Origin of the sequence: Corynebacterium sp. TAE3-ERU16 (genome assembly GCF_019209935.1) — a bacterium.
Taxonomy (GTDB): Bacteria; Actinomycetota; Actinomycetes; order Mycobacteriales; family Mycobacteriaceae; genus Corynebacterium; species Corynebacterium antarcticum.
The window spans coordinates 124,298-147,336 of sequence record NZ_JAHUTN010000007.1; the positions used below are offsets into that span (position 1 = coordinate 124,298).

General features: G+C 66.3%; 18 protein-coding genes. 10 read left to right on the forward strand and 8 right to left on the reverse strand.

The genetic code is table 11. The features are described 5' to 3' along the window. The first annotated feature begins 51 nt into the window (after nucleotides 1–51). Both KRX55_RS08740 and KRX55_RS08745 read left to right on the forward strand, forming a co-directional pair. Nucleotides 52–1,242 (forward strand): DUF3068 domain-containing protein, encoded by a 1,191-nt coding sequence (locus KRX55_RS08740; RefSeq protein WP_218407365.1) that lies wholly within the window; start codon nucleotides 52–54, stop codon nucleotides 1,240–1,242. Nucleotides 1,243–1,252: 10 nt separating this feature from the next. Then, entirely contained in the window at nucleotides 1,253–2,749 is a 1,497-nt protein-coding gene (locus tag KRX55_RS08745) for a hypothetical protein (protein WP_218407366.1), read from the forward strand. On the opposite strand, the gene KRX55_RS08750 is transcribed toward KRX55_RS08745, so the two are convergent. Next, nucleotides 2,697–3,812: a glycosyltransferase family 4 protein gene (locus KRX55_RS08750; RefSeq protein ID WP_218407367.1), complete on the reverse strand. Its 1,116-nt coding sequence runs from the start codon at nucleotides 3,810–3,812 to the stop codon at nucleotides 2,697–2,699. The genes KRX55_RS08745 and KRX55_RS08750 overlap by 53 nt on opposite strands. A gap of 42 nt (nucleotides 3,813–3,854) precedes the next feature. On the opposite strand from KRX55_RS08750, the gene KRX55_RS08755 reads away from it, so the two are divergent. Beyond that, nucleotides 3,855–4,643, forward strand: coding sequence for a class I SAM-dependent methyltransferase (locus tag KRX55_RS08755; protein WP_370625804.1), 789 nt, complete (start codon nucleotides 3,855–3,857; stop codon nucleotides 4,641–4,643). Between the two features lie 193 nt (nucleotides 4,644–4,836). Here the strand turns inward: KRX55_RS08755 and KRX55_RS08760 are convergent, their stop codons facing one another. Both KRX55_RS08760 and KRX55_RS08765 read right to left on the reverse strand, forming a co-directional pair. Next, entirely contained in the window at nucleotides 4,837–6,990 is a 2,154-nt protein-coding gene (locus tag KRX55_RS08760; RefSeq protein ID WP_218407368.1) for a DUF5979 domain-containing protein, read from the reverse strand. A 407-nt stretch (nucleotides 6,991–7,397) separates the two neighbouring features. After that, nucleotides 7,398–9,233, reverse strand: a complete 1,836-nt coding sequence (locus KRX55_RS08765) for a phosphoenolpyruvate carboxykinase (GTP) (RefSeq protein ID WP_218407369.1) — start codon at nucleotides 9,231–9,233, stop codon at nucleotides 7,398–7,400. 326 nt (nucleotides 9,234–9,559) lie between these two features. On the opposite strand from KRX55_RS08765, the gene trmB reads away from it, so the two are divergent. From trmB to KRX55_RS08785, 4 genes are read left to right on the forward strand one after another with little or no spacing between them, the layout of a single operon-like run. After that, on the forward strand, nucleotides 9,560–10,327 hold the full coding sequence (trmB, locus tag KRX55_RS08770; RefSeq protein ID WP_218407370.1) for a tRNA (guanosine(46)-N7)-methyltransferase TrmB: 768 nt from the start codon (nucleotides 9,560–9,562) through the stop codon (nucleotides 10,325–10,327). A 54-nt stretch (nucleotides 10,328–10,381) separates the two neighbouring features. Beyond that, on the forward strand, nucleotides 10,382–11,068 hold the full coding sequence (locus tag KRX55_RS08775; protein ID WP_218407371.1) for an NYN domain-containing protein: 687 nt from the start codon (nucleotides 10,382–10,384) through the stop codon (nucleotides 11,066–11,068). A gap of 53 nt (nucleotides 11,069–11,121) precedes the next feature. Continuing rightward, nucleotides 11,122–13,440 carry an MMPL family transporter gene (locus KRX55_RS08780; protein ID WP_218407372.1) on the forward strand — a complete coding sequence of 773 codons (2,319 nt, stop codon included), beginning with the start codon at nucleotides 11,122–11,124 and terminating at the stop codon, nucleotides 13,438–13,440. Between the two features lie 8 nt (nucleotides 13,441–13,448). Beyond that, nucleotides 13,449–14,531, forward strand: a complete 1,083-nt coding sequence (locus KRX55_RS08785) for a lysylphosphatidylglycerol synthase transmembrane domain-containing protein (RefSeq protein ID WP_255567701.1) — start codon at nucleotides 13,449–13,451, stop codon at nucleotides 14,529–14,531. Nucleotides 14,532–14,859: 328 nt separating this feature from the next. Here KRX55_RS08785 and KRX55_RS08790 read toward each other — a convergent pair whose 3' ends face one another. The 5 genes from KRX55_RS08790 to KRX55_RS08810 all read right to left on the reverse strand — a co-directional run bounded on the left by KRX55_RS08790 (nucleotide 14,860) and on the right by KRX55_RS08810 (nucleotide 19,504). Beyond that, the gene (locus tag KRX55_RS08790) at nucleotides 14,860–16,287 is read right to left on the reverse strand and encodes a hypothetical protein (protein WP_218407374.1); all 1,428 of its coding nucleotides are present in this window, start codon (nucleotides 16,285–16,287) and stop codon (nucleotides 14,860–14,862) included. 191 nt (nucleotides 16,288–16,478) lie between these two features. Beyond that, nucleotides 16,479–17,228: a sugar isomerase domain-containing protein gene (locus KRX55_RS08795; RefSeq protein ID WP_200256281.1), complete on the reverse strand. Its 750-nt coding sequence runs from the start codon at nucleotides 17,226–17,228 to the stop codon at nucleotides 16,479–16,481. A gap of 117 nt (nucleotides 17,229–17,345) precedes the next feature. Continuing rightward, nucleotides 17,346–18,680, reverse strand: a complete 1,335-nt coding sequence (locus KRX55_RS08800; protein WP_200256279.1) for a PTS ascorbate transporter subunit IIC — start codon at nucleotides 18,678–18,680, stop codon at nucleotides 17,346–17,348. Between the two features lie 39 nt (nucleotides 18,681–18,719). Beyond that, a complete protein-coding gene (locus KRX55_RS08805) occupies nucleotides 18,720–19,004 on the reverse strand; it encodes a PTS sugar transporter subunit IIB (RefSeq protein ID WP_198739198.1) in 285 nt (94 codons plus the stop codon). A 56-nt stretch (nucleotides 19,005–19,060) separates the two neighbouring features. Further along, the gene (locus KRX55_RS08810; protein WP_198739197.1) at nucleotides 19,061–19,504 is read right to left on the reverse strand and encodes a PTS sugar transporter subunit IIA; all 444 of its coding nucleotides are present in this window, start codon (nucleotides 19,502–19,504) and stop codon (nucleotides 19,061–19,063) included. 596 nt (nucleotides 19,505–20,100) lie between these two features. Here KRX55_RS08810 and KRX55_RS08815 point away from each other — a divergent pair. From KRX55_RS08815 to KRX55_RS08825, 3 genes are read left to right on the forward strand one after another with little or no spacing between them, the layout of a single operon-like run. Beyond that, a complete protein-coding gene (locus tag KRX55_RS08815) occupies nucleotides 20,101–20,997 on the forward strand; it encodes an SIS domain-containing protein (protein ID WP_218407375.1) in 897 nt (298 codons plus the stop codon). 31 nt (nucleotides 20,998–21,028) lie between these two features. Further along, nucleotides 21,029–21,988: a 1-phosphofructokinase family hexose kinase gene (locus tag KRX55_RS08820; RefSeq protein WP_218407376.1), complete on the forward strand. Its 960-nt coding sequence runs from the start codon at nucleotides 21,029–21,031 to the stop codon at nucleotides 21,986–21,988. A gap of 26 nt (nucleotides 21,989–22,014) precedes the next feature. Next, complete coding sequence (locus KRX55_RS08825) at nucleotides 22,015–22,851, forward strand: class II fructose-bisphosphate aldolase (RefSeq protein WP_218407377.1); 837 nt, start codon at nucleotides 22,015–22,017, stop codon at nucleotides 22,849–22,851. Nucleotides 22,852–23,039 lie beyond the last annotated feature (188 nt).

Here is a 23,039-nt window from a genome sequence, read left to right on the forward strand (position 1 = left end):
CGTCACCCGGGCACATGTTCTTGCACAGATCCTAGTTGGAAGGGGGTCGCGATGACCTCGCGGGTCTCCGGTTTCACCGCCCTCACACTCGGCGTGGCGCTCGTCGCCGTCGCCGTTCTCCTGCCGTCGTTCCTCCTGCCGCGCCTGAAGGTGATTCCGCTGGATGCGGGCGGTAAGACGGTGACCCGCGAGATGGACGCCACCCTCCTGGATTCCCGCGCCTTCGGATCCCGGGAGGTTCTGCCCGAACACGCGGCGGATCCTGTGTGCGAGGGCGACGAGGCCCCGGTGTCCTGCTTCATCGGCCACGCGACCCCCGTCTACGGCAACCGCAGTATCAGCGTCGTCGAACCGGCCGACGCCGATGTGGTGACGCTGCGGGCGGGCAACGTCCTCATGCGGACCGACCGCCCGGAACCGGACAACATCATCTCCGCGACGGTGGACACGATCACCCTGAACCGTCACACCGCGCTCCCGGTGGATGAGCCGGTGTCGAGTTTCCACGCGACCTCCCCGAGGCTGGGCCTCGATGACATGCGCAACGGTTTCACCCGGGAGGGGGTGCAGTACCAGTTCCCCTTCGACTCGGACGCCCGCTCGTACCCCTACTTCGACACGACGGCACAGGAGGCGCAACCCATCGACTTCGTCGACGAGGAGATCCTGTCCGGGCACGAGGATGTCAAGGTGATGCGCTACCACCAGCAGGTCGGCCCCGTGAACATGTTCACGGCCATCAGCGGAGTGTTCAATCTGGACGGTGAAGTCAGCGAACACGAGAAGGCGTCACTGAACGCACTCCGGATGACCACACCCGCCCGCGACTGGTACACCCCCGCCGAGCTGGAGGAGCGCGGCCTGGCCCCGGACGAGCGGGTGACGATGACCCGCTACTACGCCAACGACCGCACGGTGTGGGTCGAGCCGTCGACGGGCGTGATCGTGCACGGACGGGAGTACCTCAACTACTTCTTCGCGCGCGACGACGACGAGGCACGCACCATGGCGCAGGCCCGTTTCGATGCCCCGGACGCCGCCGTGAACCCGAACCGCACGGCACTCGCCATGACGGCGGAGTGGAACGACGCCACGCAGGAACGTCAGTGGGCGAAAGCCCTCGACGGCCGGTCGAAACTGAATCTCCTGGGCTCGGTCGGCTGGGGTGTCGGCATCGCCGGGGCGCTGCTCATCCTCCTCGGTGTCCGGCTGCTGCGTCGACGGTCGCAGTCCCGGCCGTAGACTCTGTGGCGTGACCCGCCGTACCGTCCTGACCGCCTGGTCGGTTCTCTGCGTCGGTGTTCTGCTGTGGCCGCTCGCCGGGGCGGGTGCCCTGATCCAGCGGGACATGGTGGTGCTCCCCCACCCGGCGCTGAGCCTGTCGGCCCTGGGCTTCGGCGACCTGCCGGCGCGGGGAGCCCCGCAGGACGGGGTCCTGGCTCTGGCGGGGATGCTCGTCGATGCCTCGGTGCTCGCACGACTACTTCTTCTCCTCGCGGGTCTGGCCGGTGCCGCGGGGGCCGCGGCGCTCGCGCGGCACGTCACCGGCGGTGACAGGCTCGGCCCGCAGCTGGCCGCGGTGACCGTGACCATCGCCAACCCCTTCGTGGTGGAGCGTCTGGTGCAGGGACACTGGTCCCTGGTGATCGCCGCGTGGCTGCTGTCCGGAATCGCCTGGGCCGGGCTCACCGGGAACCTTCCGGCGCTGGCCGCGGGGCTGTGGGCGGCATCGCTGACGCCCACAGGTGCGGTGCTGGGGATCGTGGTGGCGGTCGCGTGTTCGTGGCACCGGCCGCGGCAGGCGGGGGCCGCCGCCGGGATCGGGCTCGTGGTGGTTCTCCCGTGGCTGGTTCCGGCGCTGCTCGGTGGGGTCGGCACTGGCGTCGGGGGAGCCACCGCGTTCGCTCCCCGGGCGGAGCATCTCGTCGGGACGGCCGGTGCGCTGCTCGGGCTGGGGGGCATCTGGAACGGTACGGCCGTTCCGGCGTCACGGTCAGCGGGGTTCGCGGTGTTCGGGATCCTGCTCGCGGTACTGCTGGCCACCGGGATACGCAGGTGCACGCGACAACTGCTGATACTCGCGGGCATCGGCTTCGGGGTCGCGCTGGGGTGGTGGCTCCTGCCCGGGGCGGCCACCTGGTCGCTCACCCATGTGCCCGGTGCCGGGCTGCTGCGGGACGCACAGAAGTACGTCGCACTGGCCGTCCCCGCATTCGCCGCGCTGGCCGCTCTCGTCGCGGACCGCCGGGCACTCCTCGCGGGGACGGTCATCCTCCTCGCCGTGCTCCAGATGCCCGACGCCCCCCGTGCGGTGGGAATTCTGAGGCCGGTTCCGTCGGATCCCGCGTGGGCTCAGCTCGCGGAGGTCGCGGATGGACGTGACGTGCTGATCACCGACGCGGGAACGATCATCACCTACCGCGGCAGAACCGTCGTCGACCCGCGGTCCAAAGCCGTCCCACTGGTCGAACCCGGCGCCCTGAGGGTCGACTGCGAGCTCACCGACGCCCCGAACCCGCGGTGGGTGCGGGGCGTGGAGTCGTGGCGGGCCGGCGACACCGACGGCCTCCGCGCTGCCGGGATCGGGGTCGTCGTCGACGGCGGGGCGATCCACGATCTCGGCGGGAGTCCGCGCCGGGGCCGGCGTTGGTGGCTGGGTCTCGGGCTGACGGGCTTGTGGCTCGCCGTACCGGTGCTCACCGCCGTGTTGCGACGCGCTCCAGCAGTTCGGCGAACTGCCCGCCGGTGAGTTCCCAGGAGAACTCGGTGGCGCGCTTCTCGGCGGCGGCACCGAGCCTGGCTCGCCGGGTGGGTTCGTCGAGAAGCGCAGCGGTCGCGTGGATGAGCGCCGCCTCGTCGTCGACGAGGACCCCGGTGACACCGTCGATGACGGAATCATTGAGTCCCGCCGAACTGCGGTACCCGAGGGTGGGCACACCGTGCTGAGCGGCCTCGATGACCGCGAGCCCCCACCCTTCCTTCCGGGACGGCATCAGGTGCAGGGTGGCGCGGGCGAGAAGAGCGTGCTTGTGTTCCTCGCTGACCTGGCCGTGCAGGACGATCCGGTCCTCGATCCCGAGCGACAGTGCGTGGTCCCGGAGCTCCTGCTCCCACCACCCTGAGCCGATGACATCGAGGACCACGTCCCGCGTCGGTGCGAGGGCCGCGATCACGTTCATGGCGTGCTCGATCTGTTTGTGCGGCACGAGGCGGGACAGCGTCACCAGATGCGTCGTCCCGCTTTCCGGATAGCGGGCGAAGTCCGTCGGTGCCGGGTCGATGCCGTTGCGGATGATCCGGATCGCTTCGGCATCGACCCCGAGTTCCACGAGCTCGCCCGCGGACGGCTCGGAGACCGTGACATAGGGACTCGACCGGTACACCAGGGGTGCCACACGGCGTTCGAGGAACCATCCGATCCGGCTGAGTACCGGCCCCGCGACCGGCCACTGCTCCCGATGGCAGTGGTGGGTGAGCAGTACTGTCGGCCTGCCACCGAAGATGCAGGCGAAGAACGGGATCCCGTTCTGCGTGTCCACGATGACGTCGGCACCCCGCAACGGCCCCAGCCCGACCCGTGCCGCTAGGAGCGCCGCCCACGCACGCGGATAGACGGTCAGCTTTCCGCCGGCACGGGTGAAACGGATCCCGTTCCGGGTCTGTCTCCGTGGTGCGGCGTCGTGCGCGGCGGTCCGGTAGACGACCTCGTGGCCGTGCCGGACGAGGTACTCCCCCACGCGCTCCAGGTAGCGCTCACTGCCGCCGCCCTGGGGGTGGGAGGTGTCGCGCCAGCACAGGAACAGGATCTTCATGACCCAGTCAGTCTAACCGGCGGTCACCGATACACTGTCACAGTGCTGTTTCCCCCCTCACCCCGACTTACCCGGACCCGGCGGCTGGCGACCCTCCACCGGTCGGTCGGCCTGCTCCGGGCCTTCCGTTTCGAACAGGCCCGCCCGGAACTGTTCTACGGGTATCTCGCGGAGGACACCGCCCGGATCCTGGAGGCACTCCACGCCGACTGTGCGGGTGCTGGCCTCTCCGGGCGTCGCATCCTCGACGTCGGAGGCGGCCCCGGCTACTTCTCCCGGGCGTTCGCCGCGCGGGACTGTGGATACGTCACGGTCGAACCGGACGCGGGGGAGATGTCGGCGGCCGGTATCGAGGTCGATGCGGCCGTCCGTGGATCGGGTACGGAGCTGCCGTTCCTGGACGGGGTCTTCGACCTGACCTACTCATCCAATGTCGCGGAACACATACCGGATCCGTGGGCGATGGGCGATGAGATGGTGCGGGTCACCCGCCCCGGGGGACTCGTGGTGCTGAGTTACACCGTGTGGCTCGGTCCTTTCGGCGGCCACGAGACCGGTGTTCTCCCGCACTACATCGGTGGCGGCTTCGCCCGTGACCGGTACACCCGGCGGCACGGCCATCCACCGAAGAACGTGTTCGGTGAGTCGCTCTTCGACGTCTCCTGCGCGGCCGGCCTGAAGTGGGCGCGGTCGAGTGGCGCCGAGGTGTGCGGCGTGTTTCCGCGCTACCACCCCGCGTGGGCGTGGTGGATGGTCCGCGTTCCGGTTCTGCGGGAGTTCGCGGTGAGCAATCTGGTGATCGTGCTGCGCAGACGCACCGAACTGGCCTGAATCCGGCGTCCGGTGGGACTCCCCGGGGATCAATCACCGACCGGAATGGGCTCTCCCACCCCGTGAATTTCCCGGATTGATGTCCGCACCTGTGTGGACACCGGGACCGGGCCCAGGAACTGACGAGGCCGCCCCGGGAAGGTGTTCTCCCGGGGCGGCCCGATGGCGATCACCTGCCGGTGATCAGCCGGAATCAGCTACGACGGCGTCGCACCATCACCAGTCCGAGTCCCATGAGGAAGAAGGCCACCATGACGAGCAGCAGGACGTTCGCTCCGGTCTCGGCGAGCATTCCTCCCCGGCGTTCCTCCTTCGGCTGTTCGATCTGGTCGTTCGGTGACTGTTCGACGTGAGCCCCGGGGGTCGGGGCACCGGGGACGGTCGGTGTTGCCGCCGGTCCCGCGTTCGACGAACCCTGGGTGGCGACTGATCCGCCGGAGGACAGCAGGGGAAGCAGCGCGACTGATCCCAGTGCCGCCGAGCCGACCAGAGGGATGAGCCAGGGGATTCCCGCCGAGGACGCCCAACCGGAACCGTCGACGACTGGCGGAGGCCCATCGTAGGTGTTGGTCACCTTCAGATCATCACTGTCATCAACAGCGATGACCACAGTCGACGACTCCGGCGACACGGTCAACGAATGACCGGCGAACTCAGCCGAAGCATCGTCCTCGACCACGGTGCACACGGTACCCACCGGGAACTCCGGCGACCGCACCGTCTCCCCGGCACGAACATCCAACACACCGGACTGATCACCACAGGTGAAGTCAAACTTGAAGTCCCTGTCCGCGTACTCCGCACTGTCCAGACCCTCAACCTGCTTCGTCACACTGAACGACGCGGTCTTGGGCGCGTAGGTGTTGCGGATGGTCAGTGAGGAGACGCGGTTGTCGCCGACGACCACGACCGCCTGTTGTTTGTCGTCCGAGATGGTGACCCTCGAGTCACCGCTCTCCTTCTCGAAGACGGGAGCGGCCCAGGTGTAGGTCTCGGTGTCCGCCGGGGCCTGCTCCGTCACGGTGACTTCCGTGCCCTTGAGGAATTCGGGGAGGGAATCGAGATCGGCCTGTCCCTCGGTCACCTTGACGATCTCATCGTGCACCGTTCCGTCGGGATCCACCCAGTGGAGGTTCACCGAATACGTGTCGCCGACGAGAGGACCCTTGAATCCGGCGGGTACTGTCCCGACGCCACTGACCACGTTCTTCGTGAGCGCGATCTTGCCGTATCCGGGCCTACCGTAGGCGTAGCCGCCCACCATCGCCTTCGCCGTGATCGTGGAGTCGAAGTCGACACCGTCGATGCGCGCGGTGTTGCTGACGGTTGAGCCGTTCGGGAAGGTGTCCATCGGGAACTGGGTGTAGATGTTGATCTGGTAGACCTTGCCCTTCTCGGTCTCGGGAATTCCGATGGTGACGTTGGAGTCGACCCAGTCGATCGTCCAGGCATCGGCGGGCAGCGGAGTCGCGTTGCCACCGTGGGCGACGTACTCCCACGTACCACCGGAGGCGTCTTCGTCGGCCCGGGTGCGGACGCGAATGTCGGTGCCCCCCTTCCGCTCGAAGTCCCAGCTGTTCGAGGCCTCGAACGGGGTCTGGGGCCCCTCCATCTCGTCGATGATCTTCAGGGCCCGACCTGTTCCGTTGACGACGATGCTCCAGCGGATGATTCCGAGGTTCTCGGTCCAGTTGGACACCCCGACGAAATTGCCGGTCTTCGAGTTGTTCTCCTGGATGACCTCGGGCTGGTTCGGATTCTCCACCGGGGGGAGAACTCCGTCGCCGATGACATCCGCGTCGAGAATGCTCGTCACGCTCACGGTGACGGGACCGACGTCGAAGGATCGCGGAACGATCTCCTCGCCCGCGATCCCGTAGACGACCATCGTGTAGTGGCCGCCGACGTCCTGCGAGTTCTTTGTGACGAAGTCGGTGAATACACACCTGACGGCGTGCTCGTCGTCGGCGTTCTCGCACTCGAGGACCACGTCTCCTGAGGCGTTGGTGAGGTTCACCGCCTTGCTGACCGTGTGCAGCCATCCCGGCAGTTCGAAGACGAGGTAGTCGCCCGGCTGCACCGCCTTGTCCGGATCATCCTGGAACTCCTTGGCGCTGAAGTCGATGCTCAGGATGAGCGCCTCGTCCGAGCGCAGAGGTTCCGAAGAGGGTTTTCCGGAGCTCCGGGTAAAATCGACACTGGTGACGTAGTCCCCGGTTCGGTCGGAGCCGGTTTCAGCGCCGGCGGTCGGGACGGAGATGAACGCCAGAATCAGTGCCAGTACTGACGCGAGCGCCGCCAGCATCACGATCGGCAGAGGTCGTCCCCGCAATTGTCGCGTATTCATGTTGTCAGTTTTCTCTTTTCGGTCAGGGCTAACGTTCTTCGCGTTTCGTTCCGGCGGTCATCCGGAGGAAACTCGAATGGAATGCCACCGTTACCTTACAGAATCCTGGCAGCAACCCTGCGAAATTCTACCAAAAGTTTCCGGTCCATAAAAAAGCCCTTAACCTCGCAAAACAAAGTGGGGGAGCGGAATCCGGACCCCACTACCCCACCAAATAAACCGGGAACGCGGTCACAAACCCCGATCAAACCTATTTGCGATATCTGTGCACAAAAGATCGGTTATAAACCGTTTTAAAAACCATCAGAATTAATGGGCCTACAGATGTTCGACCACGGCACGACAAAGCCCGGGGGTCACCGACAGAGGATGCTGTCGGTGACCCCCGGGCGAGGGACTGTCCGGTGCTACTTCCCGGAATGCTTCGCGATGCGCTCCTTGAGCGCCTCGAACTGCTCGAAGACCTCCTTGGGGACGGCCGGGCCGAGCTTCTCCAGCCAGGCGGCGTTGTCCTCCATGTCCCGGGCCCACTGCTCCGGGGGAGCGGTCAGGGCCTCATCGACATCGGCACGCGGGGTGTCCAGTCCGGTGAGATCGAGATCCTCGGCGCGGGCGGTGTGGCCCGCGACGGTCTCGTCGGCCTCGACACGACCCTCGATCCGGTCGACGATCCACTTCAGCACGCGGCTGTTCTCGCCGAATCCGGGCCACAGGAAGCGACCGTCGTCGCCGCGGCGGAACCAGTTGACCAGGAACACCGGCGGCATCTTGTCGCCGCCCTTCTCACCCATGTCGATCCAGTGCTGCAGGTACTCGCCGGCGTTGTAGCCGATGAACGGAAGCATGGCCATGGGGTCGTGGCGCAGGGCACCGACCTTGGCCTCGGAGGAGGCCGCGGTCTGACCGGAGGACAACAGGGTTCCGATCATGGTGGCGTGATTCCAGTCGAAGGCCTGCGTGACCAGCGGAACGGTGTCGGGGCGCCGACCGCCGAACAGGATCGCGGAGACCGGAACACCGCGCCAGTCGTCGAACTCCTCCGCCGCGACCGGGCACTGGGAGATCGGGACGCAGTAGCGGGAGTTCGGGTGGCTGGACGGCTCGTCGGAGTCCGGGGTCCAGTCATTGCCCTTCCAGTCGATGGCGTGCTCGGGCTTGTTCTCCAGGCCCTCCCACCAGACGTCACCGTCATCGGTGAGCGCGACGTTGGTGAACAGGGCGTTGCCCGGCTCCATCGTCTTCATGGCGTTGGGATTGGAGTCGTAGTTGGTTCCGGGTGCGACACCGAAGAAACCGTTCTCCGGGTTGACCGCGTAGAGACGGCCGTCCTCGCCGAACTTCAACCACGCGATGTCGTCGCCGACGACCTCGGCGGTCCAGCCGTCGATGGTGGGCTCGAGCATCGCCAGGTTCGTCTTGCCGCAGGCGGAGGGGAACGCCGCGCAGATGTAGTACGCCTTGCCCTCCGGGGAGGTGAGCTTCAGGATGAGCATGTGCTCAGCCATCCAGCCCTCGTCGCGGGCCATGACGGAGGCGATACGCAGGGCGTAGCACTTCTTCGCCAGGATGGCGTTTCCGCCGTAGCCGGAACCGTAGGACCAGATCTCACGGGTGTCCGGGAACTGGGTGATGTACTTCGTGTCGTTGCAGGGCCAGGCGACATCTTCCTCGCCGGGCTCCAGCGGCGCGCCGACGGAGTGCAGGGCGTGCACGAACTTGCCGTCATCCCCGATCTTCTCCAGGGCCTCGGTGCCCATGCGGGTCATGATGCGCATCGACATCACGACGTAGGCGGAGTCCGTCAACTGGACGCCGAGCTTCGGGTCCGGGTCGCTGATCGGGCCCATGCAGAACGGGACGACGTACATCGTGCGGCCCTTCATGGCCCCCCGGAAGCACTCCGTCATCTCGGCCTTCATCTCGGCCGGATCCATCCAGTTGTTCGTCGGACCGGCACCTGACTCATCCTCGGAGCAGATGAATGTCCGGGACTCCACGCGGGCGACGTCCGCGGGATTGGAACGCGCCAGGTAGCTGTTCGGACGCTTCTCCTCATTCAGCTTGATGAGGGTGCCCGCCTCGACGAGCTCAGCACCGAGCCGATCCCATTCTTCCTGGGAACCGTCGGCGAAGACGACCCGCTCGGGCTGGAACAGCTCCACCGCTTCGGAGATCCATCGGATCAGTTCCTCGTTCTTCGTGGGCAGTGCACCCTCAAGGCGCGGGATTGTTGACTCGGTCATCTTTACTCCTGACATCTTCTGTCGTTCGGCAGACTTCTCATCGTCCAGCGTAGCCCGGGTGCCGATACCTCGCAGCGACTCGCATTGAGACGCTGACCACATTTGTCATTACCAGTTCAACACCCCCGAATCCCCCTCTCCCACTAGGTACGATCCGTCCGTTTCGGCGAAAGTGGCCCACCCCCACCTGGGGTCGCCCGCATTTCCCGGTGCCCGTGTCGCGGGTCACCGCGTCCCGTCCGCTGGCCGAGCATCGACCGGACGGCGGCCACGGACGCCGGCGCGTGTATTGAAGTTTGTCCGGCACAGCAGGCAAACTGGGGGGGATGTCTAGTACCGATAATTCCCCTAACCCCGGCGATCTCGGGGAACTCCCCCCGGGTCGCCGCCTCCAGTCCGTCTTCGACGACGGGCTCGATTACCCGCGCCTCGGCAACGTCACGTTCCGCCGGGGCACTCTCACCGACAATCAGCAGCGCCTCTGGAACGAGCACTGGCCCCGACTCGGCAAGGTCCTCGTCGACGAGACGATCGACACCGACGCCTGGTTCGGACGCAGCGCCCCGACGATCCTCGAGATCGGCTCCGGAACGGGCACCTCCACCGCGGCCATGGCCGTCGAGGAACCGGACGTCAACGTCATCGCCGTCGAGCTCTACAAGCCGGGCCTGGCGAAACTGCTGGGCGCGACCGTCCGGGGCGGCATCGACAACATCCGGATGATCCGGGGCGACGGCATCGAGGTGCTCAACCGCATGATCGCGCCGGAGTCGCTCGCCGGGGTGCGGATCTTCTTCCCGGACCCCTGGCCCAAGGCGCGGCACCACAAACGCCGCATCATCCAGTCCGGACCACTGAACCTGATCGCCGGTCGACTGAAACCCGGAGGTGTGCTGCACGTCGCGACGGATCACGCCGACTACGCGGAATGGATCTCCGATCTCGTCGACGTCGAACCGCAGCTCGAGTACCGGGGATGGCCGTGGCCGGACTGCCCGCAACTGGTTGACCGACAGGTGATCACGAAGTTCGAGGGCAAGGGACTCGACCGTGACCACCACATCACCGAGTTCCTGTGGCAGCGCCCCCTGTGAGTGCGACTTCTCCCGTCTTCTCCCTTGACCCGATAACCAGCGAAAGACCCTCCAATGAATAACGCCCACCACGATCACACGCACAACTACAGCGAGCACGCGGACAACACGACGGATCCGGGCCCGCAGACTCTCCTGCTGGTCTGGGACGCACCGAACCTAGACATGGGCCTGGGTGCGATCCTCGGGGGGCGCCCGACCGCCGTGTACCGACCGCGTTTCGACGCCATCGGCCGCTGGCTCCTCGGTCGTGCCGATATCCGCTCGGAGGAGCTCGGATTCCATCTGGAGCCTGAGGCGACGGTGTTCACCAATGTCGCTCCCGGCGGTTCCGATGTCGTCCGCCCCTGGGTCGAGGCACTGCGGAACGTCGGTTTCGCGGTGTTCGCGAAGCCGAAGACCGACGACGACTCCGACGTCGATCCCGACATGCTCGCCCACATCCGCCGTCGACACGAGGAGGGGATCCTCAACGGCCTCGTCGTGGCGAGCGCCGACGGACAGAACTTCCGCGAGACGCTCGAGGAGCTGGCCGCCGAGATGCCCGTCACGGTGATCGGCTTCCACGAGCACGCATCATGGGCGGTGAGCTCGGAGACCATCGAGTTCATCGATCTCGAGGAGATCCCCGGCGTGTTCCGCGAACCGCTGCCGCGGATCTCCCTGGACTCCCTCCCCGAGGGCGGCGCCTGGCTGCAGCCCTTCCGCCCGCTGTCGGCGCTCCTGTCCGGCCGTTCCTGACCCGACCGACTGTTCCATCCCTCCGAGACCGAAGACAAGGAGTCGAGGCCACCGTGTTCACAACCTGGGGACGACTCGCCTACCGGTACCGCCGCGTGGTTCCGCTGGTGGTGCTCACCGCGATCTGTGCGCTCTACGTCCTGTTCGGGCTGCGCCTCGACGACCGGATGAGCCAGGAGGGCTGGGACGATCCCGGTTCATCCTCCTCCCGGGCGGCCGCGATCGAGCTCGAGACCTTCGGCCGGGACAACAACGGCGACGTCGTTCTCCTCGTCCGCGCCCCCGAGGGGGGCACCGTCGACGATCCGGCGACGTTCACCGCGATCGCGGAGCACCTCGAACGCCTCCGCGCCGAGCATCCCGATGAGATCAGTCACGTCACCGGCTACTTCGACAAGACCCGGAACCGACAGCTGGTCTCCGCGGACCACCGCACCGCGTTCGCGGCGATCGGGCTGAAGGGCGACGGCGAACAGACGCTGAAGGACTTCCGGGCGGTAGAGGACGACCTCGTCCCGGACGGTCTCCCCGACGGCCTCGAGGTGTCCGTCGCCGGATCAACCGCTGTCGCGGACGCCCTCGACGAAGGCATGGCCGGGGACGTCTCCCGCGCCGAGGTCTACGCCCTGCCCGCGGTGGCACTGCTGCTCATCATCGTCTTCGGATCGATCGTCGCCGCCACCATGCCGCTGATCGTCGGTGTCCTCTCGATCCTCGGTTCGCTCGGCATCCTCTCCATTCTCGCCGGGTTCACACAGGTCAACGTGTTCGCCCAGTCAGTGGTCACCCTCCTCGGACTGGGGCTGGCGATCGACTACGGGCTATTCATGGTGTCCCGGTTCCGCGAGGAACTGGACCGCGGATCAGACATCCCGGACGCGGTGGCGACGACGACTGCGACGGCCGGCAAGACGGTGGTGTTCTCCGCGGGTATGGTCGCCGTCGCACTGTCCGGCCTGCTCATCTTCCCCCAGGCGTTCCTCAAATCCGTCGCCTACGGTGCGATCAGCGCCGTCGGCCTCGCCGCACTGCTGTCGATCACCGTGCTGCCCAGCATCTTCGGCCTGCTCGGGCGGCGCGTGGACAAGTTCGCCATCCGCAGGACCTCTCACGCCGGGGAGGACGTCACCCAGGGCTTCTGGGGGCGGGTCCCCGCGTGGGCGATGCGGCACTCGAAGATCGTCACGCTGGCGATCGTCGCCGGGCTCCTCCTGCTCACCCTGCCGCTGGCGGGCGTGAAGTTCGGTGGCATCAACGAAACCTACCTGCCCCCGGCCAACGAGGTCCGGCAGGCCCAGGCCGAGTTCGACTCGACGTTCCCCGCCTTCCGGACCGAACCCATCAAGCTCGTCGTCACCGGCGCCACCAACGAGCAGCTCGTGCAGGTCTACCAGCAGGCAAACTCCGTCCCCGGTCTGACCGGGCGGTTCAGCCCCAGTTCGCCCACCAAGGACGGGACCACCGTTCTCGCCGCCGGTATCACCGATCGCAGCCTGAACGGTTCGGTCGTCGACAAGCTCCGTGAGATCGACGTCCCCGAGGGGGTCGAGGTCCACATCGGCGGTACCCCGGCACTCGAGGTCGAATCCATCGAGGCGCTCTTCGAGAAACTCCCGTGGATGGCGCTCTACGTCGTCATCGCCACCTTCATCCTCATGGCGCTGACCTTCGGGTCACTGATCCTGCCCGCCAAGGCGGTGATCATGACCATCCTCGGGATGGGCGCGACCCTCGGCATCCTCACCGCGATGTTCGTCGACGGCGTCGGAGCTTCGTTCCTCGGCTACTCCGCGGGCCCGCTGATGAGCCCGGTCCTCGTGCTCATCATGGCGATCATCTACGGCCTGTCCACGGACTACGAGGTGTTCCTGGTCTCCCGGATGGTCGAAGCCCGCGAACGGGGCGCGACCACGGACCAGGCGATCCGCTACGGCACAGCGCACACCGGCTCCATCATCACCGCCGCCGCGGTCATCATGATCGTCGTCTGCGGTGCCTTCGGGTTCTCCGAGATCGTCATGATGAAGTACATCGCGTTCGGCATGATCGCCGCCCTCGTCCTCGACGCGACCATCATCCGGATGCTCCTCGTGCCGGCCGTCATGCACCTCCTGCGCGAGGACAACTGGTGGGCGCCGCTGTTCATCAAGAAGGCCACGGCCCGAATCGGCCACGGATCGGAGGTCCCCACCTCCGTGCCGGCCCCCGGTGAACTGCCCGTCGGTCACGCGGTCGTCATCGGCGGCAGTGAGGCCGCGCGCCACGGCAGGACCGTCCGCGAGGACGACGCCCTGATTCCCTTCCCCGAGCTCCTCGCCCGCCTGGAGGCCGACGACGACCAACCCCAGCTGGATCGGGGAACCGGCAGATGATCCGGAGGTTGAGCAAGCTCCGCCGCAACCCCTGGGTGAGGTGGCTCACCCCGCTCATCCTCATCGCACTGGCCGTCTTCTTCCTCCGTGACCGGACCGACCTCTTCAGCCAGGGGCTCGCCGCGGTGCGCCGTGCGGAACCGATCGGGGTCGGGGCTGCGCTGCTCGCCGCCGTCGCCTCGCTGTACGCCATGGCCGCCGTCCTCCGCCTGCTCCTCAGGGCCGGAGGCGTTCCGGTCAGACGCCGGGACGCGAACGCGCTGACCTTCGCGTCCAACGCCTGGTCCTCATCGTTTCCGGGGGGTCAGGCGCTCTCCACCGTCCTCCAGTACCAGACCATGCGTTCGTGGGGCGCCGGGGTCATGGTCTGTTCGTGGCAGATCGTGCTCTCCGGGGCCCTGTCCACGATGTGGCTCGTCGCCCTCGGGGTGTCCGCGATCGTGATCCTCGGCGCCGACCTGTCGTTGGTGTCCCTTATCGGTACGTTCGCCGTCATGTCACTGCTGGCGTGGGCCGTCTACTGGGCCTCCGACAACCCCCGCCACGTGGCCCGGTGGGTCCGCCGGTGGTGGCCCCGTCTCAACAGACTGCGGCGACGGGACCGCGACGCGGGACTCGACGACATTCTCGGTCACGTGCACCAGCTCCACGATGTCCGGTTGACGGTGCCGCGGTTCGCGGTCGTCGCGCTCTGGTCGCTGCTCAACTGGTGCTTCGACATCGTCTCTCTCTGGGCGAGCGTGTGGGCGGTCACCGGGGTGTTCCCAGCCGTCTACGCGGATCCCGACCACACCACGGTCGCCGGAGTCACGCTAGCCTACGTGACCGCGAAGATAGCCGGCACCGTGCAGGCGACACCAGGGGGCCTCGGCCCCGTGGAGGCCGCCATGACGGCGACCCTCGTCGCCGTCGGCATGACCGGCGCCAACGCCTTCGGCGCGGTCTTCGTCTACCGCATGGTGTCCTTCCTGGCGGTCACCGCCATCGGCTGGCTCGTCTATCTCGTCTACTTCACCCGGCGTGGTGTGAACAGGAAGTCCCTCTCGGCGGTCTCCATGGCTTCAGCCGACAACCGCAACCGGGTCCGCTGACCCGGTCCCGGACGCGGCGCCCCTCAGGTTTCGGCCACCGTCGCGGCCGACCGCCGGCTCCGACGGCGACGGTGCGGGTCACCGCTCCGGCGGGCGTCGCACGACGGGACCTCGTCGCCGCCCGGACACTCCCCGACGACCGGGCGCAGGTTCTCCGTTCGCTCGGATCGCATCGGGCCGTCGCATCTCCCGGTTACTGAGGGTGACACGGGGGTCCGGTGAGGTCGGGGAATGAATGGACGAACCCGCGGCCCCACCGTGAGGCGGGGCCGCGGGTCTGTCGGGTGTGCCGTTCAGCGGTGATCACCGCCGGATGGTCGCCGTCGGTCTACTCCGGGGTGTAGAGCCGGATGTTGTCGACCGTGGCGGAGCCTTCGTAGTAGTTCAGGTGCGGGATACCGATGACGAAGTTGTCGGGGTACGCCGAGCCTGCGGGCCACATCTCCTTCTCGAACGAACCGTACTTACCCTCGTCGAAGGTCAGTGTCTCGTTGAAACGACCGTCGTACTCTCCGGGGGTCTGGTTGTAGTGCCAGATGGAGGTTTCCCGACCGTTGACCTCGCTGATGAACGGGCGCTCGTAACGGTAGGTCTGCTGACCGACGTTCTTGAAGTTGCCGCTCATCTCCTGGACGTAGCCTGTTTTGGTGCGCTCGATGGCGAACCTGTAGGTCTCGTCCGGCATCAGCTCGGGCTGCAGCTCGACCGCCGACACGATGGTCGCGTCCTTGTCGGAGCCGTCCCTCACGCCGCACTCGGTGGGCATGATGAACTGGTTGTAGGCGAAGGCCTTGTCACGCCAGGCGCTGCCGTCGAAGAAGATCTCGTTCACACCGTTGCCGTTGGACTCAGTGTAGGGGAAGATCTCCTTGGTGGCGGGGTTGCAGGCCTTGTAGACGCGGGCCCAGCCGCCGTTGACGGAGTAGATGTCCATGCCGACCTTGCGGTGGCTGTGGATGAAGATGTTGTTGTGCGGTGCGGGGTGTGCGTAGTCCATGATGGACAGCAGGTAGTAACCGTTCTCCGCGGTGACGTTGCCCCAGGGCTTCGCGCAGCCGTCGACCTTGTCGGCACCGCCCTGGCTGTAGTCACCCTTGCGGGTCCACGGGAAGTTGGTCTTGCATTCGCCGGGGACGTAGCCGTTGGTCTTGCCGTCGTAGTCCCATCCGTTGTTCTCCCCGCCGGGTCGCTTGCCGCCGAAATCGAGGGTCTTGAGCTCGTACTCGACGCGGTACTGGCTGGGCAACGGATCGGTGGAGGTGAAGATCAGGCCACCGTCCCACGGGACGTTGATCTTGGCGGCACCGTTCTTGACCTCGAGGGTGGGCGGGGTCGCCTTGGAGCCGTCGGGGTTGATGTCCCGGGTGCCCATCTCGACGGTCAGCCAGCCCTTCTCACCGATCTCGACATGCTTGCGCAGCAGCTTGAAGCTGTCGAGTGCACGCTGGAACGAGGGACCGCCGATGTGCTGGAAGTAGATGCCGTCGTCGTCGAACTCGTCGACGTTCCACGGGCTGTCTTCACCGTAGGTGTCCTGGACCCACGGGACCGCATCGAGGTTGGGGGCGGTGTCGAAGGTCTCCTCGTACTGGAGTTCCCAGCCGTCGCGGTGGGCGTCGTCCAACCAGTCGTATCCGTAATCGGGGTAGCTCGATCCGAGAGAGCTGCTCGACGATCCGACGAAACCGTAGAGCGGAAGGCTCACGGCGCTGACGGCCAGGATGGCTATCGTCTTCTTCAGCGGGAGTTTCCTCATGTTGTTCTCCTTGCTGGTGCGGTGCCACTGGGGCACCTGTGCGGTTGACCGGGCACCGGTTCGGGGATCGGCGTACCGGTCGAGGAATGTATCAGTTCTAGTGTACCTACGGACCGTCCGTCCGCTTTCCGATCGAAAGGGGACGGACGGTCCTTGTTGACCCTGCGCGGGCCGTCCGTGGACGGTTCGCGCTAGTTGAGGTAGAAGATCCGGTCGGCGTTCTCGGCCATGTGCTTGGCGTTCCACTCGGCGCCACCGTCGAGGTTGGCGGCCAGGAAGACCGGTGCGGAGAAGCCCTTGGCGAGCAGCTTCTCGATGATCGCGGCGGAGAGGCTGTGCAGGATCGCGGTGGAGGTCACGCCGGAGGCCGGGGTGAACTTCTGCGGGATGCCCTCGAGGGAGAGCACGGCGTCACCGGGATCGACCTTGTTGTCCAGGACGACGTCGGCGTGATCCAGGAGCTTCGTTCCGTCCGGGACACGGGAGTCGACCGCTGCGGTGTACTTCTGCGAGGTCAGCGCGACCACGAAGACGCCGTTCGCCTTGGCGGAGCGGGCGAGCTCGACCGGGACCGCGTTGCGGCCGGAGACGGAGACGTCGATGAGGACGTCGCCCTCCTTCAGCGGGGAGTTGTTGAAGAGGACCTCACCGTAGCCGGGCATCTGCTCCATCTGGGAGCCCAGGGTGGTGGGGCGCGTGGTCAGGGCTTCGATGCCGGGGCCGTAGAGGGGGTTGATGAGCATCAGACCACCTGCACGGTAGACGATGTCCTGGACCGGCAGGGACGAGTGGGAGGCACCGAAGGCGAAGATGCGGCCGCCGGCGATGACCTTGTCGGCGATGGTGTCCGCGGCATCCTCGACCTTGGGGAGTTCTTCCTCGCGGATCTTCGCGAGCAGGGCGGTGATTTCGTCGAAGTAGGTGTTGAGAAGGTCTGACATGGTTTTTCTCTTCCTTCTTTCTGGTTGAGCTTGGGGGGCGTGAAACGTTGGGCGGGCGGATCGGATGCCGCCCTGGACCGGTGCCCGGGGTTCCACCCCGGGCACCGGAGGGGGTCATCAGACTCCGAAGAGCTTTCCGATTCCGTCCACGACGATGCCGGGGACGATGGCGTCCGGGACGGTGAAGCCGAGGCCTTCCGCGCCGAACTCGGTGAGGTCACCGAAGACCTGCATGTTGAAGGCGTAGGAGATGAGGATCCAGCCGAGGAAGCCCCAGAGGAAACCACCGAGCCAGGCGGCGGTGCGGCCACCGGTGGAGTTCGCGAAGATCGCGGCGGTACCGGAGGCGAAGAAGGCGACGATCATCGACGGGATCGGGACCGGCCAGCCGAGCGCGACACACAGCGCCATACCGGCGATCTGACCGATGAGGCCGGAGATCAGACCGACGAGCAGGGCGTTGGGGGCGAAGGCGAACAGGACCGGGACGTCGAGGGCCGGGATGGCGTTCGGGATGACCTTCTGCGAGATGCCCTCGAAGGCGGGGACGATCTCACCGATCAGCATGCGGACACCGTAGAGGAGGATGAGCATACCGGCGGTGAACTGCAGCGCCATGAGCAGGGCGAAGACGATCCAGTTCTGGCCGTCGGAGATACCGCCGTCGTCGACAGCGGCCTGGAAGGCACCGGTGCCACCGGAGATGACCGCGGCGGTCGCGGACAGCAGGGAGACGATCGTCATGACGATGGTCGTGGAGACCGCGACGTCACGGAAGAAGGAGAGCTTCTCGGGGAGCTGGGTGTCCTCGGTGGACTTCTCCTTGTTGCCAACGACCATGCCGAGGTAGCCGCAGAGGACGTTCAGCAGGGTCTGGCCGTGTGCGAAACCGACCTCGTTGCCGCCGGTGATCCTGCGGACGAAGGGCTGTGCGATGGCCGGGGCGAGAGTGTAGTAGAAGCCGACCAGGAGCGACGCGGTGAAGACCGTGAGGAACGGGTTGAAGCCGAGGGAGTGCATCAGGATCGTGAATGCACCGGCGTGGACCCAGATCATGTGGCCCGTGAGGTAGACGTAGTGCCAGGGGGTCACACGCGCCAGGAACAGGTGGAACATGTAACCGAACAGCATGGTCAGGCCGATTTCGGAACCGATGGTACCGACACCGGAGGTCTGGACCGCGGAGACGACGGCCTCATCGAATGTGACGAAGGTGGTGATTCCCGAGGTGGGGAACGCCATCTCGAACATGCTCTGGATGGGGGCGAGGCCCTTGACCAGGACGCCGGCGCCGCCACCGATGATCAGCAGTGACAGTGCCGTCTTCACCGTTCCGGTGATGACGTCGCCGGTGGGCTTCTTCTGGACCATCAGTCCGATGAACGCGATCGCGCCGACGATGACGGCGGGGATCTGGATCAGCTGAACGATGAAATCTAGAACGGGATTCATGATGATTCTGAACCGATCTGTGTGGAATGGGCGGGGGGATTACTTGGAGTTGAACTCGTTGATGGCGTCGAGCACCTTTGTGCGGACCTCGTTCTTGTCGATGAGGTTGTCGATGAGCACGACGATGGACTTCGTTCCCTGGACGTTGCTCGCCATGCCGCTGGTGGTGACGACGATGTCGGAGGGCTGGGACTTGAAGGAGCCGAGGTCGATGGCCTGAACCTGGGCGTCGATGTTCTCGCCCTTGAGGAGGGTACGGATCTGGCTTGCGAGCATCATGGAGGTTCCGAGGCCCATGCCGCAGACGGTTGCGATGGAGATCATTGTGGGGTCCTTACTGTTGGTGTCTTGAGATGTCTGGTGTGGAGCGGGTGAAGCTGTCAGTCGTCGGAGAGATCGGTGAAGATGGCGGCGAGCTCCTCGTCGGTCTCCGCGGCGCGGACACGGTCGATCAGGTCACCGTCGGAGAGGACGTTGGCGAGTGACTTGATCATCTCCATGTGCCCCTTCTTGTCGCCGGCGGCGAAGGAGACGAGCACATCGACGGGGTCGTTGGCGGGGCTGCCGAACTCCACCGGGGTGGACAGCGTGACGACGGCGGTACCGGCGCGCTTGACGCCCGCCGCGGACTTCGCGTGCGGCATGGCCAACCCCGGCATGAGCACCATGTAGGGGCCGAACTCGGTGACACCGTTGATCATCGCTTCGGCGTACTCGCTGGTTGCGATTCCCTCGCGCTCGTAGAGCCCACCGACCAGGCGGATGGCCTCACGCCAGTCGGCGGCAGTCTGCTTCGCGGCGACCGCATCGGGTTTGAAGGTCATTGTGTCCTCATCCTCCGGTGATGTTTCTGTGATTGTTTCCAGTCTCCGGAACCCGCCGTGCGGATTCCATCTTCAAAGATCAAGAGTTCCGACTGTGGGCCAGCCCTCTCAATACGCACTGTGTGCCTGTCACAACACTGATGGTATTGAGCGTTTTTGCTCGCCGCAAGCCTTATTCTCCATTTTCAATCAGTGTCGTCATACGCCCTCCCCCCGACCCCGGAACAGTCTGGACAGGCCGGGATCACACCCTCCCAGGGGGTAAAATGCCGGATTTATGGCGTATTACCTGCATTTATCACAAATGCATAACCTGTATCACAAGGGACAACATGGGGCGTCAGGCGTCACCATGAGGCTGAAATTCAGCCAAAGATCCCACCCCCGAGTGTGAAATATCTCTGATCGTTTGACGATTGGGTGGACAGGTTTTCAATCATCTGCAATCATCGAGGGTGACAATCCGCTGAGTTTCTCTCACCGACGGGCTGGCCGACCGTCAGCCGTCGCGCACCACGAAGAGGATGCGGATCGCCGTTACCGCCACAGAGCAACGATTCAGCCACCCGAAGTCTTTTCGTTAGGAGACGATCAACATGAGCAGTGCACTCGGCACCCACATGGAACAGGAACTCACCAGCCAGCCCGACACCTGGCAGAAGGCCCTGGACATGGAGCAGGAGCGCTCCGTCCTCCCGAAGTCCGGCGAGCGCGTCGCCGTCGTCGGCTGCGGCACCTCCTGGTTCATGGCTCAGGCCTACGCCGCCCTCCGGGAGAGCGCCGGACACGGCGTCACCGACGCCTACACCGCCACCGAGGCCCGCCTCGACCGCGACTACGACGTCCTGATCGCGATCACCCGGTCCGGCACCACCAGCGAGATCATCGATCTGCTGAAGCAGGTCGGGGACCGCATGCGCACCATCGCCGTTCTCGGCGACCAGAACTCCCCCGTCGCGGAACTCGCCGATCACGTGATCAACCTGGAGTTCGCCGACGAGCAGTCCGTCGTCCAGACCCGCTTCGCCACCACGGCACTGACCTTCCTGCGTGCCTCCATCGACGACCGCTCCGTCATCGAGCGCTCCATCGCGCAGGCCCGCGAGGTGCTCGCCGCCGATCTCGACGACAAGCTGGTCAACGCCGAGCAGTACTCCTTCCTCGGCACCGACTGGCGCCTCGGCCTCGCCACCGAGGCCGCCCTGAAGATGCGCGAGTCCTGCCAGGCCTGGACCGAGTCCTACAGCTCCATGGAATACCGCCACGGACCGATCGCCATCGCCTCCGAGGGCCGCATCACCTGGAACTTCGGCCCCGCCCCCGAGGGTCTGGCGGCCCAGGTCGCCGATACCGGCGCCACCTTCATCGACGAGGACATCGACCCCATGGCCGACCTGGTCCGCGTCCACCGGATCGCCCTGGCCACCGCCCGCGCCCGCGGACTCGACGCGGATCACCCGCGCAACCTGACCCGCTCGGTCATCCTCAAGTAACCACACTGGCCCCGACACGAAGGATCAGCACGTGAGTACACGACCCACCGCAGACACCGGCGCAACCGCCGCCGTCGTCGCCATCACCCCGAACCCGGCCCTCGATGTGACGATCACGCTGGACCGCCTCGTCCCCGAGAAGACGCACCGCATCGACACCGCTCAGCGCAAACTCGGCGGCAAGGGGGTCAACGTCGCGGCGGTCGCCGCTGCGGAGGGGTACCCGGCGGTCATGCTCGGACCGGTCAACGACGACGCCCCCGGGCACGTCCCCGCCGAAGGCAAGGCCTCCCCCGAGGCGGCATTCACCCCCACACCGGTACGCCTCCGGGAGACCTTCGCCATCCACACCACCGACGATGGCGCGACCAGCATCATCAACGAGAAGGGTGACCGGCACCCGGCGGAGATCTGGACGCAGCTGGCGGATCAGCTCGAGCGCACGCTCGTGGCGCACCCGGGCAGCACCGTCACGGTGTCCGGCTCCTGGCCTCCCGGCGCGGACGAGAGCGTCCTCGAGACCATGATCGACCGCACCCGTAAGGCCGGCGCCCGGATCATCGTCGACTGCGCCGGCGCCCACCTGAAGGCCGCCTGTCGCGCAGGGGTGGACGTCGTCAAGCCGAACGCCGCCGAACTCGCGGCGACCACCGGCACGGATGATCCCGAGGCCGGTGCCGCACAGCTCCTCGACCTGGGTGTCGGGCTGGTCATCGTGTCGATGGGCGAGGAGGGCCTGCTCGCCGTCGACCGCGCGGGCAGCACCCGCGCGCGTCTCCCCGAACCCCTGACGGGCAACCCCACCGGTGCCGGCGACGCACTCGTCTCCGCACTGGCGACCGGCCTCATCGACGGTCTCGAGCGTGGGGAACTGCTCCGCCGCGCCACCGCCTGGTCGGCCGCCGCCGTCCTGGAGGACACCGCCGGCGTGATCAGCGAACGGTGGCGGGAACTCGCCGACACCGTGATCATCGACGAACGCACCAACTGACACCCCCACACGAAGGAACCCAAACCATGACCAGAATCAACACCTTCGACATCGTCAAGGACGCAGCCGGGAAGAAGATCGGCGCCGCGGCCTTCAACGTCATCCATCTCGAGACCGCCGAGGCACTGGTCTCCGCCGCGGAGCGGGCCGGCAAGCCGGTCATCCTGCAGATGAGCCACAACTGCGTCCGCTACCACGGCGACAACCTGGAGCCCATCGGCCTCGCCATGATCGCGCTGGCCGAGGCTTCCTCCGCTCCGATCGCCGTCCACCTGGACCACTGCGAGTCCGTCGATCTCGCCAAGCAGGCCATCGACCTCGGCTTCGATTCCGTCATGTACGACGGTTCGACCCTGAGCGTCGAGGAGAACATCGCGAACACCGCGGAGGTCGTCCGCTACGCCCACGAGCGTGGCGCGACCGTCGAGGCGGAGCTCGGTGAGATCGGCGGCAAGACCGCCCACACCCCGGGTGTGCGCACCAGCCCGGACGAGGCGAAGCAGTTCGTCGCCGACACCGGTGTCGACGGCCTCGCCGTCGCCGTCGGTTCCGAGCACGCCATGCAGGAACGCACCGCATCCCTCGACATCGACCTGATCGGCGAGCTCAAGGACGCCGCCGGCGTCCCGCTGGTGCTCCACGGTTCCTCCGGTGTCCCCGACGAGGAGATCCAGCGCGGCATCCGTGCCGGTATGACGAAGATCAACGTCTCGACGCACCTCAACGGCCACTTCACCCGTGCCGTGCGTGAATTCCTGGACGACAACCCGTCGGTCACGGATTCCCGCAAGTACATCAAGGCGGGACGTGAGGCACTGAGCGCCGAAGCCGAGCGACTCATCGGCGTCTTCACCGAAGTATAGAATCAGCTACACGGCCAGTCGTCCGGTCGCCGCGCACGGGACGGGGGCGGCGACCGGACGCCCCCACATTTACCAGTCCCTGCGATGCGCCCCCCCGGGGGGGCCGGATTCACGCCCGGGAGTGCGGGGGGGACCGCGATGTTACGCCGCGGGCGGCGCCCCCCGCTTGTCGACAACAACGCCGACAC